Annotated in this window: 14 protein-coding genes; 7 read left to right on the top strand and 7 right to left on the bottom strand. The window is 59.1% G+C overall.

Features of this window, described 5'->3' with window-relative positions:
- Positions 1 to 906 carry a hypothetical protein gene (locus QW379_06140; GenBank protein ID MEM2869981.1) on the top strand — a complete coding sequence of 302 codons (906 nt, stop codon included), beginning with the start codon at positions 1 to 3 and terminating at the stop codon, positions 904 to 906.
- A gap of 228 nt (positions 907 to 1,134) precedes the next feature.
- Here QW379_06140 and QW379_06135 read toward each other — a convergent pair whose 3' ends face one another.
- Complete coding sequence (locus QW379_06135) at positions 1,135 to 1,314, bottom strand: hypothetical protein (protein MEM2869980.1); 180 nt, start codon at positions 1,312 to 1,314, stop codon at positions 1,135 to 1,137.
- Between the two features lie 16 nt (positions 1,315 to 1,330).
- On the opposite strand from QW379_06135, the gene QW379_06130 reads away from it, so the two are divergent.
- Both QW379_06130 and QW379_06125 read left to right on the top strand, forming a co-directional pair.
- A complete protein-coding gene (locus QW379_06130) occupies positions 1,331 to 1,702 on the top strand; it encodes a hypothetical protein (GenBank protein ID MEM2869979.1) in 372 nt (123 codons plus the stop codon).
- A gap of 297 nt (positions 1,703 to 1,999) precedes the next feature.
- A complete protein-coding gene (locus tag QW379_06125; GenBank protein MEM2869978.1) occupies positions 2,000 to 5,272 on the top strand; it encodes a TIGR03790 family protein in 3,273 nt (1,090 codons plus the stop codon).
- A gap of 110 nt (positions 5,273 to 5,382) precedes the next feature.
- Here QW379_06125 and QW379_06120 read toward each other — a convergent pair whose 3' ends face one another.
- The 4 genes from QW379_06120 to QW379_06105 form a co-directional block, all read right to left on the bottom strand.
- Positions 5,383 to 6,450 carry a radical SAM protein gene (locus QW379_06120; protein MEM2869977.1) on the bottom strand — a complete coding sequence of 356 codons (1,068 nt, stop codon included), beginning with the start codon at positions 6,448 to 6,450 and terminating at the stop codon, positions 5,383 to 5,385.
- 1 nt (position 6,451) lies between these two features.
- On the bottom strand, positions 6,452 to 6,763 hold the full coding sequence (locus QW379_06115) for a hypothetical protein (protein ID MEM2869976.1): 312 nt from the start codon (positions 6,761 to 6,763) through the stop codon (positions 6,452 to 6,454).
- 150 nt (positions 6,764 to 6,913) lie between these two features.
- The gene (locus QW379_06110; protein ID MEM2869975.1) at positions 6,914 to 7,324 is read right to left on the bottom strand and encodes a zinc ribbon domain-containing protein; all 411 of its coding nucleotides are present in this window, start codon (positions 7,322 to 7,324) and stop codon (positions 6,914 to 6,916) included.
- A 205-nt stretch (positions 7,325 to 7,529) separates the two neighbouring features.
- Positions 7,530 to 7,958 carry a hypothetical protein gene (locus QW379_06105; GenBank protein ID MEM2869974.1) on the bottom strand — a complete coding sequence of 143 codons (429 nt, stop codon included), beginning with the start codon at positions 7,956 to 7,958 and terminating at the stop codon, positions 7,530 to 7,532.
- Between the two features lie 230 nt (positions 7,959 to 8,188).
- Here QW379_06105 and QW379_06100 point away from each other — a divergent pair, with 230 nt between their 5' ends.
- From QW379_06100 to QW379_06085, 4 genes are all read left to right on the top strand, one after another.
- The gene (locus tag QW379_06100; GenBank protein MEM2869973.1) at positions 8,189 to 9,373 is read left to right on the top strand and encodes a DUF973 family protein; all 1,185 of its coding nucleotides are present in this window, start codon (positions 8,189 to 8,191) and stop codon (positions 9,371 to 9,373) included.
- A gap of 248 nt (positions 9,374 to 9,621) precedes the next feature.
- The gene (locus QW379_06095; GenBank protein MEM2869972.1) at positions 9,622 to 12,375 is read left to right on the top strand and encodes a tandem-95 repeat protein; all 2,754 of its coding nucleotides are present in this window, start codon (positions 9,622 to 9,624) and stop codon (positions 12,373 to 12,375) included.
- 4 nt (positions 12,376 to 12,379) lie between these two features.
- Positions 12,380 to 14,656 (top strand): hypothetical protein, encoded by a 2,277-nt coding sequence (locus tag QW379_06090; protein ID MEM2869971.1) that lies wholly within the window; start codon positions 12,380 to 12,382, stop codon positions 14,654 to 14,656.
- A gap of 43 nt (positions 14,657 to 14,699) precedes the next feature.
- The gene (locus QW379_06085) at positions 14,700 to 15,659 is read left to right on the top strand and encodes a site-specific DNA-methyltransferase (protein MEM2869970.1); all 960 of its coding nucleotides are present in this window, start codon (positions 14,700 to 14,702) and stop codon (positions 15,657 to 15,659) included.
- A 128-nt stretch (positions 15,660 to 15,787) separates the two neighbouring features.
- Here QW379_06085 and meaB read toward each other — a convergent pair whose 3' ends face one another.
- Entirely contained in the window at positions 15,788 to 16,735 is a 948-nt protein-coding gene (gene meaB, locus QW379_06080) for a methylmalonyl Co-A mutase-associated GTPase MeaB (GenBank protein ID MEM2869969.1), read from the bottom strand.
- Position 16,736: 1 nt separating this feature from the next.
- Entirely contained in the window at positions 16,737 to 17,150 is a 414-nt protein-coding gene (locus tag QW379_06075) for a cobalamin B12-binding domain-containing protein (protein MEM2869968.1), read from the bottom strand.
- Positions 17,151 to 17,261: the final 111 nt, after the last annotated feature.

The following is a 17,261-nucleotide window of genomic DNA, read 5'->3' as shown; positions in this document are numbered from 1 at the left end:
ATGAGCACCCAGACGGAGAAACGGCAGACGGAATGGCGCCGGCTCCTGCCCTTTTTCCTCCTCGCTCTTGCCCTAGTTACTGCCCTCGCCTCTCTCGGGACCCCATGGTTCTCGTCGGGCACGGTGGCACCGAGGACCACGGTGGAGAGGTCCTGGACCCTCTGGGGGCTCAGTACTAGGCTCGAGAGCTGGACCGGCGATGGTATATCCACCGTCTCGACCTTCACGGGATGGGAAAGTGTGAGCCGGGCCGAGAACGCGAGGGTTGTTTTCCAGATGGCTCTCGCTTTCTCGCTCTCTGGCATTGTTCTAAGCTTCCTCTTCGGCGCCGGCGCAGGATATCTATGCGGCCCGGGTAGGCGATGGGCCCCCCTCGCGCTCGGCTCAATCGCCTGCCTCCTCCTTTTCCTGGCCCCAGTTGTCTTTGCTGCCCTCCTCCCCGGCGCCTTCAAAGCCGACTCAACACCGCCCTCCGGAATGCAGCTTTCCTTCTGGGGCTCGTCGGCCGAAAGAGGCGAGAGGTCGAGCTGGGGACCGGGCGCGGGGTGGGTCTTGGCCCTCGTGGCTTTTTTTCTTCTATTCTCCTCATTCCTTAGCTGGGCCGCCCACGAACTCGGCTGGAGTTTTGCGGCGGTAAGAGCGGCTCTTCGGTCCCGCGCCCCAGCTGCGAATTTTGCCCCTCCTCCATCCAGTGCCGCACCCGGCCCCTCACCCCCGCCTCAAGCCCCTACCCCCCAGCCAGCCGTGTCTCCTCAGCTCCCAGCCCCTGTCCTGAGCTGGGAGCCCGAGAGCACCGTACGGTCGCCGGAGGAGGGCTCGGGCGAGCGCGCAAGCGAAGCAGCTCACGCCGGACAAGTCCCCGACTCAGCAGGCAATGTCGATGGCCCAGACACCGGACGAAGCTAGAGCTAGGAAGGCCGCCGGGTTGCGCAGCGGAAGGCTCCCAGCCGCAGCGCCTCTTCCAGCCACGAAGCACGATTAGTTATGTCCACATCACATTACTCGTCTGAAGAGGTTTAAAAATGAAACGGGCTTTAATAGGATACGCTCTGCCCCCGCCCAGCCCCACCTCGGACCTCCGCAGTAGATGTATCAGCAGCCCTTTGCTCAGGCCCCGCCCTACCAGCCCCCTGGTCAGCCCCTGAGAATTCCGAATACGCCCTCTATTTCGATGATAACGGCGATTGTGGCCATCGTTTTAATCGCTGTCTCAAGGGTCCTTTCATGGTACCTGATGGTAGAGGAATCGAGCAGCGGAGAGGGGAAATCCTTTGGGACCTCCTGAATGGAATGGAGCGAGGACTTTTCTGGCATCGAGATGAAGTAGACAATGAGCTATGGCCGCGGCACCAACACAGACGGGCAACAGGAGTCCCGGAGCTGGCTCGCTCCGAACACCCACAAGGTGAAGGACCTCTACGGGACCACCGGTGCGCTGCTCTGGCTAGCGCTCATTATAAACATACTCGTGGTTTTGGGTGCGATAATCATTATCGTCGGTTTCACCAAATTCATCGCTCTGATATTTAGAATTCTGGCGTTCGTCTTCAGCGCGCTGTCGCCCTTTGTCTACCTCGGAATGCACCCCAGAGCCTTCAGAGACGACTGGTCAGTGGATGGGGGAGCTCCCAGTTCAACTACTCCCACCTATATTCCTCGTTCGCTGGAACTGACGCGTACAAGGAAGGAAAATCAGATGTAAAAACAAGCTGGTACCCCACCGTCGGATGGGACAGCCAACCTGCCCGCGCCGATGGACCCGCAGCCCTCCCCCCAGTAGCCATATATTTACCTTCTGCCGCCCGCCCCCTGCTATCAGCCCGCGCATCCCCCGCCTTTTTATCCGGCCCCGCCACCACAGGCCTCACCCTCCCCTCATCCTCCATAGCACCCTCCGTCCCAACCCCACAGACAGTAGCCCCATCCCAACAGGATAAAGCTTAACCCCACGCGCTCATACCAAAACCTCTATTTAATTCCTCAGAGCTATAAGTCGCACATGCGCTGCGCCCGAATTTTAGCGTTCCCGCTTGCCCTCCTGATTTCGGTAACCCCGCCCGTGCTGGGAGGGGCTGGCGATGTTGCCTCTTCCGGCATGGCACTGAATATGGAAGCGGACGGGGGAGCACAGGCGATAAGTTGCGCGAGCGTGAATTTCCTTCTCACTATTCCCCGTCAGTCAGGAGATGAGATGAACTACTCGGACGTGCTCCTCCTCATCAACAACCAGTCTTCGCTCTCGATGGAGATAGGGAGGTATTTCAAGGAAAAGAGACGAATTCCGGATACAAACGTCTGCAATATATCAATGCCGACCACAGAGACCATCTCTTTCTCGCAGTTCAGCGCGATCAGAAGCGAGGTTGAGAGGTTTATAATTGAGCGCGGCTTGAATGATTCGCTTAACTACATAGTCACCACGAAGGGCGTTCCGCATAGAGTTTCCGGAGCCGCGGAGTACTACGCCTCCTTCGATGACGAGATATCGCTGATTCTCGGACCCTACGCTGGGTACATCGGCGGTAATTACTGGTTCACCAACCCTTTCTTTGGGAGCGAGCAGCGATTCTCGCGGAAAACATTTGGTGTTTTCATCACCACGCGACTCATCGGGTATGACCTTACTGATTGCCTCAGGCTCGTTGACAACGCCCTCAACAGCACGGGCGCGAGGGGGACATTCGTGCTTGACATGAATCCAAACAAGGACGGCAGCGGCTATCAGGCCGGAAACGACTGGTGCAGGGAGGCGAACCGAACCCTGACCCGGAGGGGCTATAATGTGATTCTGGAATCCACTAGCCTCTATCTCCAGAACCTGAAGGACGTGGCAGGTTACGCGTCCTGGGGATCAAATGACGGCAACGCCCCCAACAACGCCATCACCAATTTCACGTGGGTGCCGGGAGCGGTCGGCACAACATACGTATCAACAAGCGCTCGCTCCTTTTCCTACCCCCCATCCTACGGCCAGTCCCTGATTGCGGACAATATCAGAGAGGGGATAACCGGCATCCACGGTAACGTCTACGAGCCTTACCTGACCGCCTGCGCGAGGCCCCACATACTTCTCGAGCGCTACACACGCGGCTGGAATCTTGCGGAGTCCTTCTCCGCATCCATGGCCACCTCCTCCTGGCAGAACTGCATTGTGGGCGACCCGAAGATTCGACCCTACGCCGACAACCCGGACCCATCCATCCTCCCGGAGAACCTAACAATTGAGCCCGCTCGGGTGGTCGAGGGGATGGTCGTCAACATCAGTGCGGTCGTCACCAATGAGGGTGGCTCGGACGCCCTGAACACGAGCATTTCCTTCTACCTCGGCAATCCAGCCTCAGGGGGAACCCGGCTCGGGCCCGATGTGACCGTTGAGCGCCTCGGGCCTGGCGGGAGGGCAGAGGTCAGGATGCCCTGGAACACCGCAGGCCTCGCCGGTATTAGGAAGATATACGTAAGGCTGACTCCCTCGAAGGATAGGCCCCAGCTCTGGGAGGGAAATGACGAAGCCTCCACCGAGGTCCTTGTGCTTGGGAGGCCTGAGCTTGTGCTCAGGCCCGAATCTTTGAAAGTCTCCGACCTCTCGCCTGTCGAAGGTGTGCAGGTCAGGGTCGAGGTGATGGTCGCGAACGCTGGAGAATCGGAGGCCGAGACTTTGCTCGAGCTCCTGACCGACGGGGTTTCTGACGTGTCGCGTCCATTAAAACTCGGAGAAAAGGAATTCTCAACTGAGAGCTTTCTGTGGAATAGCACCGGCCGCGCCGGTGCCAGGCGCCTGACGCTCCGGGTCGCACCCGTGGAGCTGGAGGCAAACCTGAGCAACAACGAGCTCTCCATCTGGCTATTCGTCAGGGTGTTTGGCTTCGAGCTCAGAACCAGCGCCTCCGCGCTATCCTGCGCTCCCGGCGGCTCGGCTGTCCTCAATCTGACGCTCGAGTCCTTTTCGAACACGCCCGAGACCGTCGTGTTCAGGGTCTCTGGTCTGCCGCATTTCTGGGAATGTGCCCTAGAACCAGATAGCGCCACGCTCGAGCCTGGGAGCACAATCAACTGCACCATGACCATCTCACTGCCGCCCGGCGCCCTAGTCAGTGAGAGCTGCGAGCTGGCAGTAATCGCCGAGGGTGTCACCAGCGGACTTAGGAGGGGTGTGTCGGTCTCCCTCAATGTGACCCAGATTCACTCCCTGAGAGTCGTCTGTGAATCTCCAGAAGGGGCGGCCGCTCCTGGCGAAGTGTTTTCCTTCAACTTCAAAATATATAACCTCGGCAACGGGCCCGACCGCGTGAGCGTGATGTGCGAGGCGCCCGCTGGCTGGATTACAGAACTGGAGCGTGAGACCCTCGAGCTACCTCACGCGTGCGCGACTGAGCTCCGGCTCCAGGTCGCTCCACCCCAGAGGGCGCTTGCGGGGGACGTGGGTGTCGTAGATATAATTGCGGTCGCGGGCGACGGCTCCCGTTTCTCCACCACCGTGGAGGTCGAGGTCATTCGCGTGACGGGCCTAGACGCCTCTCTTTCCGAGAAGCGAATCGCTCTCGAGCTAGGGGAGACCTCAGAAGTAACTGTTGGGATCAGCAACACCGGGAATGGGGTGGAGCGGGTGAGTCTCACAGTATCGCAGAGCGGCCTCTTGGTCGAGCTTCTCCCGCCTGAGCTCGAGCTAGAGCCCTACTCCTCAAGCCGCGCAACCCTGCGCGTCCGAGCGCCTGTGAGATTCTCCGAGACGACGACTGACCTACAGATATATATAACGAGCGGGAGCGGTATCTCACTGGTGCTCGAGCTAGTAGTCGACATACTCAGGCCTGATATCAAGGTGGTGAACGGGAGCGTCGTTGTCACGCCTCCGTCGCCGGTCGAGGGGAGCGAGGTCTGCATCAGCCTCAGGCTCGCCAATCACGGTCCCGGTCACTCGGGGCGCGTGACCCTCACGCTGATTGAGAGGGGGGCGGTTCTAACCTACACCACTGTTGAGGAGCTGAGCTCCGGCGAGGAAACTCAGGCGGTCCTGCGCTGGACGCCGCGCGCTGGCCACCACGAGCTCCAGCTCCTAGCGGAGCCCGAGAGGATGGAGCTCAACCTTCAAGACAACCGCGTCGACTTCTCTCTGACGGTGATGCAAAGACCGGTTCCCCCGCAGCCCCCCACAACAGAGTGTCCATCCTGTGGGTTGGTAATCGCCGGAGCATCGATGGCAATTATCGCCGCAGCTGCGATGGCTCTATTCATATTGAGAAGACGGAGGAGGGAGGGCGGGGGAGAGGGATGAGGTTGGCCCGGGGCCAGCGACCGAGGAGCACCGCAACCCGGGCATCAGGGTGGACGCTCTCCCCTCTCGACCAGTCAGTCGGAGAGAAACCCACTCAATGCTTAGGAGCTTCAGACATCCCGGAACGGCTCTAGTTCGCAAGCGGTACAACGGTGGCACATAGTCCGGAAGAGAGAGGGCCTGAGGGAGTGCTCTGAGAAGATTCCCTTCTGGACCGCGGCCAATCTGAGAATCCTCTGGGCAGGAACCGGCGCGGGCTTACGTCCAAGAGCATTTCTCAGGGGCCGAATGTTAAGAGGATTGATTCTTAGCGGCCTTAGATTGACTAGGGCTCCCATTCCGGCGAGCCGCTCGGCGGCTTCCGTCACCTCTTGGTCGGTCTCTCCAAGGCCGAGAATTAGATTGGAGCAAACCCTGTTTTTTCCGAATGTCGCCGTACCCACCTCCAGAGCCCTCCAGACCCCCTTCCAGTCGAGTCCGGGGCAAATCCTTTTCATCAGGCGTTCCGTTGCGCACTGGATGTTCAGCTTCAACTCGGTGGCCCCTGCCGAGTACAGCATTTCAATATCCTTTCTTGAGGTCGTATAGGGCTCGACACCTATTGGTATTTCCGGCAGGGAGGCGCGAAGGCTCCGAACGAAGCGTGCGAGTTCCAGTGAGGCCGCGGCAGGGCTCGCCGGAATTCCTGTGGTCAGCGCTATCGCATCCACGCGCTTGCGACTCACGGCATCCAAGACGATTTCGAGCCACCTATTGAGGGAGGTTCTAGGTTTCCGGGGGATATGTGGCAAGGCACAGAACGCGCATCGGTATCTGCACACATTATGGATGCTAATGAACGCCTGACGGGGCGCATGAAGACCCGGGGGTAGGACTCTAACATCGCCGGCGAGCACAGCTCCTCCCTGAATCAGCCTGAATTTTCCCGTTTTTCTTTCCAGAACCGGGGGGTCGTGGCATCCCCTTTTACTAGGTCTGAGCGAGATGTCCCCACTTGCTCCGGGAACCCTCACTGCATCCAGCCTGACCAGACTCCCTCTGACCTCCAGAAATACGGAAATCGAGCCGGCGCCCGGCCCTGCCGTCGAAAGCGACAGAGAGAAAGGAGGAAGGGCACCAGGTGGAATATAAATTCTCCCCCACGAGAGAAGGCGGGCCTTAAGGGCACCTGCTCCCAACTCACTCCACCTCATACAGAACGAAGGCGAGGCCGCTGGAGATGAATAAAAGAACAGCGGCCAGCAGTATCCACCCAAGTGGCGGAAGAGCGATGAACAGTATCAGGACGCCGGCGAGGCCGGAGGGCACGGCTCCACCAATGTAATCTTTACGCGCTATATAGTAGGCCGATGCGAGGGCCATAATCACGAGCACAATGCCGATGAGTGTCCAGAACTTCAGGTTCAGGCCCCAGAAGAGGACGAGGAGGAGAGCTCCGAGAACCGAGGTCAGCACGCCAGCAGCGCGGAGCGCTAATGATAAGCTCGACATCCAACCGCGGGATTTAGCGGTCTGTCTAATAAGGGTTGCTGTGGAGGGGAAGTTCGTTGGTTCCAGAAGAGGAGAACTCCCTGAGAATGGACCGGGACATGGAGTAAAGAGCGGCGACGCCGTAGCGGGAGCCGTTGGGGCGGAAATCGCTCAGAACCTCCCGCCGCAATTTGGGCATACCGGTGAGCCAGCAGCCAGCGGGGCGCCGCAGTAGCGGCAGTTGGTGCCCATTGGTGGCGGGCCGCCGTAGGACGGAGGGGGTGCGTAGACCGGAGGGTGTGCTCCATAGGCCGGTATCGGAGCGACCTTGGGCTTTCTAACGACCAGATATATAATGAGGCCGATGATTCCGGCGAGGAGCACGACTATAAGCCAGAGAACCCCGCTCATCCCGCGGCTCTCGGCGTCCTTGTAGACCCATATCGCTATTAGGATTGAGATGATGAGTAGGATAATGGGTATGAGGCAGAACCCTCCCAACAGAAGAAACTCGGCCTGCGCCCGGAGAAGCTCCGGGCTGACGGACAAAAACGGAGGGCCAGCCACATTTTCCAGCAACACATCACCGGCATCCGGATACGTCTCTTCAATATTTGAATGTTATATGGCGCTTGCAACCTGCTGGCGTAACTGCTAGTGGTAAAGCGGTCTCACAGGCAATGATGAAAGTCAATAGGCCGGGCTGATGGAGGAGGAACCCCTTCGGCTGTTCTCCGGACCCCGCCCTCCCCTGCATTAGAAATCGGGGAGGGCAGGGGTTCTGGCCTTACGTGAACGCAGCCTTCACATCCGCCCTGAACAGATACCATAGGATGATAATGCTGATGATTGTGCCGATGGGTAGGTTCAGCAGGCCGATGATGGCGAAAATTATGGCCAGTATGCGGGCCCACTTCTTCAGTGTGAACAGCCCGATGCCCACAAGGAGATATATTACCCCGAAGATGATGGTGATGTAGACACAGGCGCCCAGTACGGGTAAGAACGCCAGAATCGGGCCAAGAAACATTCCCATCATTACGGAGCCAGCGAACCACAATATCGCCTGGATTATGTAGAGCACCGCAAGAATCGTTACCCCGAGCGGCCTTGCGGGCTTGGAGGCCGGCACAGGCTGGACCGTTGCAGGGGGCGGAGGCGGTGCAGCCTGAGGAGGCGTCGCTGGCGTTCCCGGTGCGGCTAAGGCTCTTATCACTAACCCTGTAAACCCACCCATGGGACCTACCTCGGGTGCGAATATTAACAAGCGTTTAAAAAGATTTCTGGCATAAAAAACTAGGCGATTGACCCCTGAAGAATGGCCCTGCGAATCAGTGCTCAATCGTATGCGCGCGTGCGCATTCAATTGACGCGCGAATTGAATAAGGGAGAACCTGCATGCCAGAGGAGATAAATTATTATTAGGAAGGTGCGAATTCGGGACCCATGCAGCCTCAACCGCAGTATCCGCCTCCAGCCTATGGATATCCGGCTCCCCCACCCCAGGCGACCCCGCCCCCGGGGCCCCCGCCGGCCTTCGGGCCCGCGCCCGCATACTACCCGCCACCCCCACCGCCCCCGCCGGCGTTCCACACGAGGGAAGGGGTGAAGTTCTTCAGCTACGGCCTGCTTCTTCAGGTGATAGCGGCTCTTCTCGGCTTCCTGCTCGCACTAGTCGCCATTGCGCTGTTCTCCAGCTTAGTCAGCGGGAACATCGAGGGCTCCCTCGGCAGTCTCCTTGCTCTGGCCGGTGTGGCGATGCTCATCGCTCTCGTCGGACTAATCGCCTTTATACTTTTCATAATCGGTCTGATCAAGTTCTACCAGGGCAAGGACGAGTTTGGCCCTGTCCATGCAAAGAACTTCCAGATGGCCATACTATTCCTGATTCTCGGCATTGTAATCCCGTGGATAGGTGGTGCCTTCTCGCCCGGCTACAGCTTCGGCACCAGCCTCGAGAATTACTACGCCACCATAAGGACATCGATGATTATCTCCTGCGCGTTGGCGATTGTCGGGGCCATATTCATGACGCTCTCCCTGATGTACTTCGTTAAGGCCTTCACCCGTGAGGAGGCCTCCAAATTCAAACTCGGCCAGATTCTGATTGTGGTCGGACCCATAGTTGGCCTCATCGCCGTCGTCGCCCTGACGATGAGCACGCCGAAAGGCATAAAGCCCGAAGACCTCTGGAACGCCTGGGGTGCGATCTCATTGGCGCCCCAGGTCGGCTACATCGTGAGCACAGGCGGATATTTCCTATTCTATCAGGGCTACAAGAGCATACTCGGTAAGATGAGCACCAATCAGATAGTTCCTCTACCCCCGGGCGCCCATCTGCCCCCCGGCCCGCCATTCGCGCCAGCCCAGCCCCAGTTTGGTGCTCCAGCCCCGCCGCCTGTGTCTCCGCAACCCCAGCCACCCACTACGCCGCCCTCGACCGCCCCGCCCCAACCAGCGCCACCCCAGTACCCCACCCAGCCCTCCCAGCCGCCCCTCCAACCCTACCAGCCCCCGGGCTCAGCCCCTTCATATCAGCAGCCGCCCCAGCCATACCCCTACCCGCCGCCCCAGCAGCCAGCTCAGTATCCCCCACCCGGCCAGACACCTCAATATAGGCCGCCCCAGTAGGGTCCCGCATCCCACCAATAATAGCAATCACACAGATCTAGAGCCCCCTCCCGCAACCGCTCCGCGCTTGCGTTCCATCATTTACTGCATGTTGAGAGCTGCGTGGGGAGAGAGAAGCCCTTTTCTATTCGACCTGTATCCGTGGTAGTGGGCTATTACACAATCCTTAATATATCCCACAGTTCTTCAGATTTAACAGAGAATGGCCGCGTCCAATCCGGCCGTATAAAGGAGGGAAGCGCCTGCTCTTGAGATGCGATGGGAAAGCCTGGGTCGTAGGAATCGTTCTTCTGCTGGTCACCAACGGCGCTGGTAGCGCAGGGAGCCCAGCAACCGCTCCTGTGCGGGGGAACCTGGGTCTTCTCCTAGGCGAGCCCAACAACGACTTCGGCAACGCTACGGAAATCCCAGGAGAGGGCGGGGTGTTCCTTGACACCCTCGACACTACGGACAGCGCAGATATCTACAAGCTCATGCTAAATAGGACAGAGAACTCCATAGAGTTGGTCCGGGCCCGCCTCAACAAGACGGAGGAGGCCGGGCAGATAAGAGTGTATGTGTATGACTCCCTCGGGTATCGACTCGCGTGGAACGCCACCGTGGGAACAAACGCGATATGGGTTGAAGCCGCAGCGCCCTTCACTGGATATGTTTTTCTCTCTGTCCTCATTGGCCCAGGAAGCCCGGCTCTCGAATACACCCTCGATGTTAAAAAGGAGAACCGCACGATTCAGCCGGGAGAGCTCGACGAAAACAACTCTCCCGGAAAGGCGATCCGGGCGCTCCAGGGATACAGAAACACTTCCGGCCTCGACTCTCTCCTCGACGCAGCGGACTACTACGCTGTCCGGCTGGATGTACTACAGGAAAGCAGGGACGTCCTCACAGTCTCGCTCGCGACGCCGGATACCGGTGATTACATGCTCGAGCTCTTCAGACTGGGCGAGAGCTCCCACATCGCCTATTCCGACGCCGGCGACATATTCAATCCCGACTATGGAGCCGATGAGACCATCCACTTCATCCCTGCGGAGAGCGGGGACTATATAGTTCGGGTCTGGGCCGAGCGCGGCTCCGGCGATTACCTAATCGTCTTCAGGCTTTACAGGGCCATCGCTGATACCGACAACGATATTAAAAACGCAACGGACGTGGGGAAGAACCTCTCCCTGAGCGGAGGCGTCGCCCAGGGCTACGACGACAGCGACTATTATAAAATCTACCTCAGACCGGAGACCACCCTGAGCGTTCTCCTCACCTCGATGGATTACGACTCAGATTTCGGCCTCCCCAATCTGAACCTCTGGCTGTTCGAGCCAGAGGGGACCGTGGTAAACTCCTCAACATCCTTTGACCCTAAAGAGAGGGTCGGTCACTTGAGCACGGTCGCCGGCTGGTATTACATAAAAGTGGGGGCGGGGAGGAACAGTGCTGGGAACTATACACTAGAGCTATCCACAATCCAGCCGCCGGAGGTCCTTAACCCGACCCCCGAGGTGATACTGGACGAGGATACCTCCGCCCAGCTGGACTTGCACACAATCTTCAGGGACCCCTTCTCCAGACCGCTCTCCTTCGGCTTTGAGCCCCCTCAGTTCCTATGTATATCTCTGGAAGGCAGTGTTCTGAACATAGAACCCCTTCCGAACTGGAACGGGAGGCAATCATTTACGGTGAGTGCAACTAATATAGAGGAAAAGACCGCCAGAGCCGAGGTGGGAGTCACCGTAAGGCCAATCAACGACCCCCCAGTAGCACTCCACCCGGAGCTCAGATTCTCCTCACCGGAAGACGAGCCATTCGAACTACAGATGAGCGCACACACCCTGTTCACCGACGTTGACGGCGATGAGCTCAGCTTCGCTTCGGAGGGGGCCAAAAACCTCACTGTCAGCTTCCTCGACGAGGCCAGGGTCCGCGTGGTTCCGATGGAGGACTGGTGGGGTATGGAGAACTTCACCATCGTCGCTGAGGACCCGTCGGGTGCGCAGGCTCGCGTGAGAGTGACTATGACCATCACCCCTGTGAATGATGCACCCCGCGTTGCACAGACACCGGAGGACATATCTTTCCCTGAGGATACCTCAACCTCTCTCGAGATTGGCCGTTTCTTTTACGACCCGGACGGGGACACCCTCAACTACAGCTCCGCTGGCGGAATGGCATTGTGGGTGGTAATTCACGATGGGGTGGCCGCGATTCGGAGCTTTTACCCCGATTGGTTCGGGACAGAAGAAATCACCTTTTTTGCGCGCGATCCATCGGGAACGAGCGCGAGCTTCTCGCTCAACATCACAGCCACCCCCGTCGAAGACCCACCTCAGGTGTGGAGGCGCCTCCCGGACCAGTCTATCAAGGAGGACCAGCCCACCACCCTTTTCAACCTCAACAGTTATTTCAGGGACCCGGACGGCGATAACCTGAGCTTCAGCGCCGCCGGTCAGGTGAGAATTCAGGTAAATATCTCGGCAGAGGGATGGGTGACATTCACACCCGAAGCGAACTGGAGCGGCACCGAGGCTCTCCGCTTCCTCGCCGAAGATTCCACAGGCCTCCGGGCGTATATTGACTTCAACCTCACTGTTGAGCCCGTCAACGATCCGCCGGTGCTCGCCGAGCCCTCGGTCTCTCCGTCGAAAGGAGACATCAGAACAAGATTCACATTTAAGGTTCTCTGCAGCGACATCGACAGCGAGGCGGTCTCGGTCAGCCTGGTCATCGGGCGCCGGTCCATCCCAATGGAGAGAGCCTCGGGCAGCCTCGCGTCCGGTGCGGTCTTTCAGGTCAGTACGACCCTACGTGAGGGCGAGAACACCTACTATTTCCTCGCGAGCGACGGGATTGCTGGCACAGCCACAAAGAGCTACGAGCTTAAGGTCGGGCCCGGGAGCGCCGACAACACGCTCCTCTACTTGAGCCTCGGAATTCTGATCGTGATTGTGGTGGCCCTTGCTCTTGCATTCTCGCCGCCGAGATGGAGTTGGACGGAAGAGGAGGAATAGGGCAATGGCCCTGCCATGGCGCGCCAAAACGGCGCCTTTCGGACCCGTTACCCTCAGGGCGCTCTTCCAAAAGCACGCCCTTTTGCTCACCATTCCCATCCTACTTTCTATCATCCCTCCTGCTACGGCATCACCCCAAGCCGGCGATGGCGGCCGGGCGGCCGACTCGAACAACTCCGTCGACACTGCCACCCCGCTCGCGAGAGCGGGATTCGTGACTGACAGCCTCGACCCCCTAGACGACCCAGTCGATATTTTCAGACTGGAAGCTGAGAGTGGGAAGATAATCAGTGCATCGATTTACATAATCGATTACAACTCCTCCAGCCCCGATAGGGCAAACCTGAGCCTTGTTCTGCTTGACTCTAAGCAGAGGGAAATCGTGGCGTCTAGGAGCAGCTACCGATACGAGTCGTTCAGGGCTCTCGCTGTTTCCGGAGGAATCTACTACCTCAGAGTGGAGCTCGCTCCCGGGAGCGGGGCAAGCGGCTACACGATGGACTACGGTGTGGGCGAGGCGCAGATTGTCGAAGACGGCCAGGAGATTCATGGATATCTGACGGACAGCGGGAACCGTAACTCCGACTGGTACAGAGTGAATCTAACCGGCGGGGTCAACCCGGACCGCTTTGTGGCGACGATGGAGGAGGACAGCACGGCCTTTTTCGATCTCTACTTCATGGACCTCTGGAACGGCTATTCTTTCTGGTACGACATTTCCTGGTGGGGGGACCCGGAGGAGAGAGTGGAGGCCGTGGCGACCTACACGGGCTGGTACTATCTGCAGGTGAATGCATACGCGGGCTACGGCAATTATGTTCTGAGGGTCCTGATAGCACCCGGAACAGGCGACGGGGACAGCGAGCCGGGGTCGGCGAAACAGGTTGGCTGGAACAGTAGCTACCGCGGAACAGTCGACCAGTCCCTCGACCACTACGACTGGTACGTAGTCGAGGTAGGCGCCGGCGAAGAGCTCAGGGCCTCGCTGAGGCTTGAGCCCCAGCCCGTGGATATGTTCTCACTGTCCATCCTTTCCTCAGACCTAAGCACAGTGGAGAGCCGGACTAACTTCGTCAGCGGAAATCCTCCCTCTCTCGCACCCGTAATCACCATTTCCAAGACTCTTATCTCTGGCGGCACCTATTATATTGTTGTGATGGCCAAGGTCGGCCTGAAGTCAAACCCTGCCGACCTCTCAGACAGGAATGCGCGTAGTGACTATGTGCTGAGCATAGAGTTCTCCATGCACCCCCCGCCTCCGGCCAACCGGCCCCCAGAGGCGCTGGTGCCAGGCATCAGTGTGGAGTTCGATCGGAACACTGAGTATATTCTCAACCTGACGACTCTCTTCAGAGACCCGGACGGGGACAGGCTGAGCTACTCTGCCTCAGGGGCTGTGAAAGTGCGAGTCCTTTTTAGCGAGCAGAACACCGCCACTCTCATTCCCTCGCGGAACTGGTACGGAAGCGAGAACATCACCCTGACCGCGACCGACCCCTATGACGCCCGTGTGACCGCATGGGTCGATATTACTGTAAGGAGGGTGGCGCTGCCCCCGGAGATAACCTCCCGGATTCCAGAGGCTGAGAACCTAACCGCCTCCTGCGGCATCGAAATCAACTTCGTCGTTGAGGCGACTGACCCCGAGCACCTGCCCCTGACATACCGGTGGTTCGAGGGCGCAAGGGAGCTCCTCAATACCACGGCGTCGATTGTGTGGAGGGTTCCGGCGGAGAGCGGAGTGGTCCGGATATCCGTCATCGTCTCCAACGGCCAGACCTCGACCACGGCACAATGGAACGTGACCTGTACCCCGCCACCGCCCCTCCGGGTGACGATAATCACCCCCCTGAACAACACTATAGTCAGGCGGGGGGAGACCGTGAGCTTCTATGCCATGATACCGGGCCTACCCTCCGCCCAGCAGCGGGACTACTTATTCACGTGGTACCTCGACGGCAGGGTCCTCTCCGAGCTCAACTCGTTCAACACCACCGAGCTGCCAGCTGGAAAAATCAGGGTAACGGTGCAGGCTATGAAGCGCGACGACCCTATGAGGAGCGCCCAGGCGTCTGTCACCTTGAGGGTTGTAGAAAATGGAGGGCCGGGTGTGGAGTGGGGTCCGGTGGCACTCGCGCTCGCCGCCACAACCGTGGTGGTTCTCATTACCGCCCTCCTCATACGAAGAATGGTCGAGCGCAAGAGGGCGCTGAGGAAGATAAAAGAAAAGTCCAGACGCGCCAGAAAGCAAGGGAGGGAGAGGAGAGGTGGGAGAAGATGAGCCCTCCGGACGGCGGTGGTGAATGCTCCATTGGTGAGCAGACGTGACGAGACGTGGAAAGACCGGCACAAGCTCGAGCGCTTTCGGATCTCCGGGCCGAATCAGCCACGATTCAACTAGGTTCTATGCGAGCAGACTCTATGAAGGGCAGCCGGGTGATGGTGACATCGAATACTCCGAAAGGCCGGTCCCACCCGACATCCTCGATAAAATTATATGCAAATCGAGCGAGAGAATGGAGGAGCTGCCCGATGATAGCGTGCACTTGGTGGTAACCTCGCCCCCTTACAACGCGGGAAAGGAATACGACCAGGACCTGACGCTGGGCGAGTACAGGGCTTTCCTGAGGAGGGTCTGGGCCGAGGTCGGGAGGGTGCTAGTGCCGGGTGGGAGGGTCTGCATCAATATAGCTAACCTAGGTAGGAGGCCGTACATACCACTTCACGCTTACATCATTGAGGACATGCTGAATCAGGGCTTCCTGATGAGGGGCGAGCTGATCTGGAACAAGGGCTCGAGCGGGAGCCCCTCGACGGCGTGGGGGAGCTGGCTCTCGCCAAAGAACCCCATTCTCCGGGACATACACGAGTACATTCTCATATTCTCCAAAGGCACTTTCTCGAGGAAGAAGCCGGAGAATCGAAAGAGCACGCTGACGAGGGAGGAGTTCCTCGAACTAACGAAGAGCGTATGGACATTTCCCGCCGAGCCTGCGAGGAAGGTCGGCCATCCGGCCCCATTTCCCATCGAGCTGCCCCGGAGGTTGATACAGCTTTACACATACGAAGGCGAGGTGGTTCTTGACCCCTTCATGGGGAGCGGCCAGACCGCGATTGCGGCGATAAAGTGCAAGCGGCATTACGTCGGCTATGAAATCCGCGAGGATTATGTGCGGCTGGCGAAAGGGAGGATAAGGGAGTTTTTGCTGGAGTTCCGCGCGCCGAAGCTCTCCGATTTCGACGGGGGCGACGGGGCCGGCACCGGAGCGGCGCTGGGCCGCTGAGCCGGAGGGAGCGGGAGAAATGAGAGCGGGAGAGGGACGAAGGGGCAAGGGGCTAGCAGGGCTGGATAGTGGAGAGAGGGAAGAAGGCGGAGCGAGCCTGAAAAGTGGGTGGGGCTCCAACCCTCCCTTCACCACCGGTTCTTCCTAATTCCCCTCTTCAGCACCCTTTCCACGGCCTCGTGTGGGTGGATTCGTCTCTCAGCCACGTCGCGAATCAGGGCCTCGAAGTTCTCCGGGCCATACTCCGATATGAGCGAGAGCGCGGCCTTGTGCTTCAGGAGCTCGAGAACCTCCCTTCGGCATCGCCTCCTCTCCGCCTCCTCAAGCACTCCCTCCCTCTTCAGAGCCTCCCTGTGCTCCTCTATTTTGTCCACCAGCTCAGAAACCCCCTCTCCGGTCCGGGCGACTGTCCTCAGTATTGGTGGCCTCCAGCACCTCTGGTTACCCCCCAGCTCCAGCATTACCTCCAGCTCCCTTTGGGTCTGGTCAGCGCCCTCCCTGTCAGCCTTGTTTATAACAAAAATATCCCCAATCTCCAGAATTCCGGCTTTGATCGCCTGAATGTCGTCGCCCAATCCGGGAACAACCACAACCACGACTGTCTGGGCGACATCCATCACCGCAACCTCGCTCTGGCCGGCGCCGACGGTCTCGACGATTACTTTGTCCATGCCGAGTGCGTCCAGAACGCGTATCGCGTCAGAGCTGGCCCGCGCCACCCCTCCGGGGCACCCTCGGGAACTCATGCTCCTGATGAAGACGCCGGGGTCTGTGCTGAGCTCTTGCATCCGAATTCTGTCCCCAAGAAGTGCTCCACCCGAGAATGGACTGCTCGGGTCGACCGCAACGATACCAACCGTTCTCCCCCTCCCCCTCCAGATTTTCGCCATTCTGTGAATCAAGGTGCTCTTCCCGGCCCCTGGGGAGCCGGTCACGCCTATCACATGGGCCCTGCCGCCACGCCTGTGCAGCTCGGCGAGCTCGATGCAGGCGCTCTCGTCGCCATCCTCGATTAATGAGATGAGGCGAGCCGCCGCCCTGCGGTCGCCCGAGGCCACCCTCTCCGCCAGTCCCATGTCAGCCCTCGCTCTGACCGGGCCCCACGCTCTTCATTATGAAGCTGATAATCTCCTCGGAGGGAGTTCCCGGCCCGAAGACCATGGCTATGCCCGACTTCTTCAGCTTCGGGACGTCCTCGGGAGGAATTATTCCGCCGCCAACAACAAGGATATCCCCGGCCCCCCTCTCCTTGAGAAGCTCCACGACCCGCGGGAATAGGGTCAGATGGGCACCGGACAGGCACGACAGGCCGACGACGTCCACGTCCTCCTGAATGGCGGTTTCGACTATCTGCTCCGGTGTCTGCCTCAGGCCCGTGTAGATGACCTCCATGCCCGCGTCCCGGAGCGCCTTCGCGACGACCTTAGCCCCGCGGTCGTGGCCATCGAGACCGGGCTTCGCTATTAGTACCCTTATCGGCAAACTTTCCACCTGAGGAGATAATAGGAACCGATAATAATATTTTTGCCGGGAGCGGGTCGAACGGTATAACGGAAATGCAGGGGCCGCAGCGCGTAGATTGGGGCGGGAGGGCATGGCAGT

The organism is Thermoplasmata archaeon, from assembly GCA_038851035.1.
In the GTDB taxonomy this organism is placed as follows: domain Archaea; phylum Thermoplasmatota; class DTKX01; order VGTL01; family VGTL01; genus JAWCLH01.
Note: the sequence above shows the minus strand (reverse complement) of the source record. Positions and strands in the feature narration are given on the sequence as shown.

Bases quoted from the DNA above. Each gene is read 5' to 3' on its own strand.
- QW379_06140 (MEM2869981.1), top strand. From the start codon at position 1: ATGAGCACCCAGACGGAGAAACGGCAGACGGAATGGCGCCGGCTCCTG.
- QW379_06135 (MEM2869980.1), bottom strand. From the start codon at position 1,314: ATGCCAGAAAAGTCCTCGCTCCATTCCATTCAGGAGGTCCCAAAGGAT.
- QW379_06130 (MEM2869979.1), top strand. From the start codon at position 1,331: ATGAGCTATGGCCGCGGCACCAACACAGACGGGCAACAGGAGTCCCGG.
- QW379_06125 (MEM2869978.1), top strand. From the start codon at position 2,000: ATGCGCTGCGCCCGAATTTTAGCGTTCCCGCTTGCCCTCCTGATTTCG.
- QW379_06115 (MEM2869976.1), bottom strand. From the start codon at position 6,763: ATGTCGAGCTTATCATTAGCGCTCCGCGCTGCTGGCGTGCTGACCTCG.
- QW379_06100 (MEM2869973.1), top strand. From the start codon at position 8,189: ATGCAGCCTCAACCGCAGTATCCGCCTCCAGCCTATGGATATCCGGCT.
- QW379_06090 (MEM2869971.1), top strand. From the start codon at position 12,380: ATGGCCCTGCCATGGCGCGCCAAAACGGCGCCTTTCGGACCCGTTACC.
- meaB (MEM2869969.1), bottom strand. From the start codon at position 16,735: ATGGGACTGGCGGAGAGGGTGGCCTCGGGCGACCGCAGGGCGGCGGCT.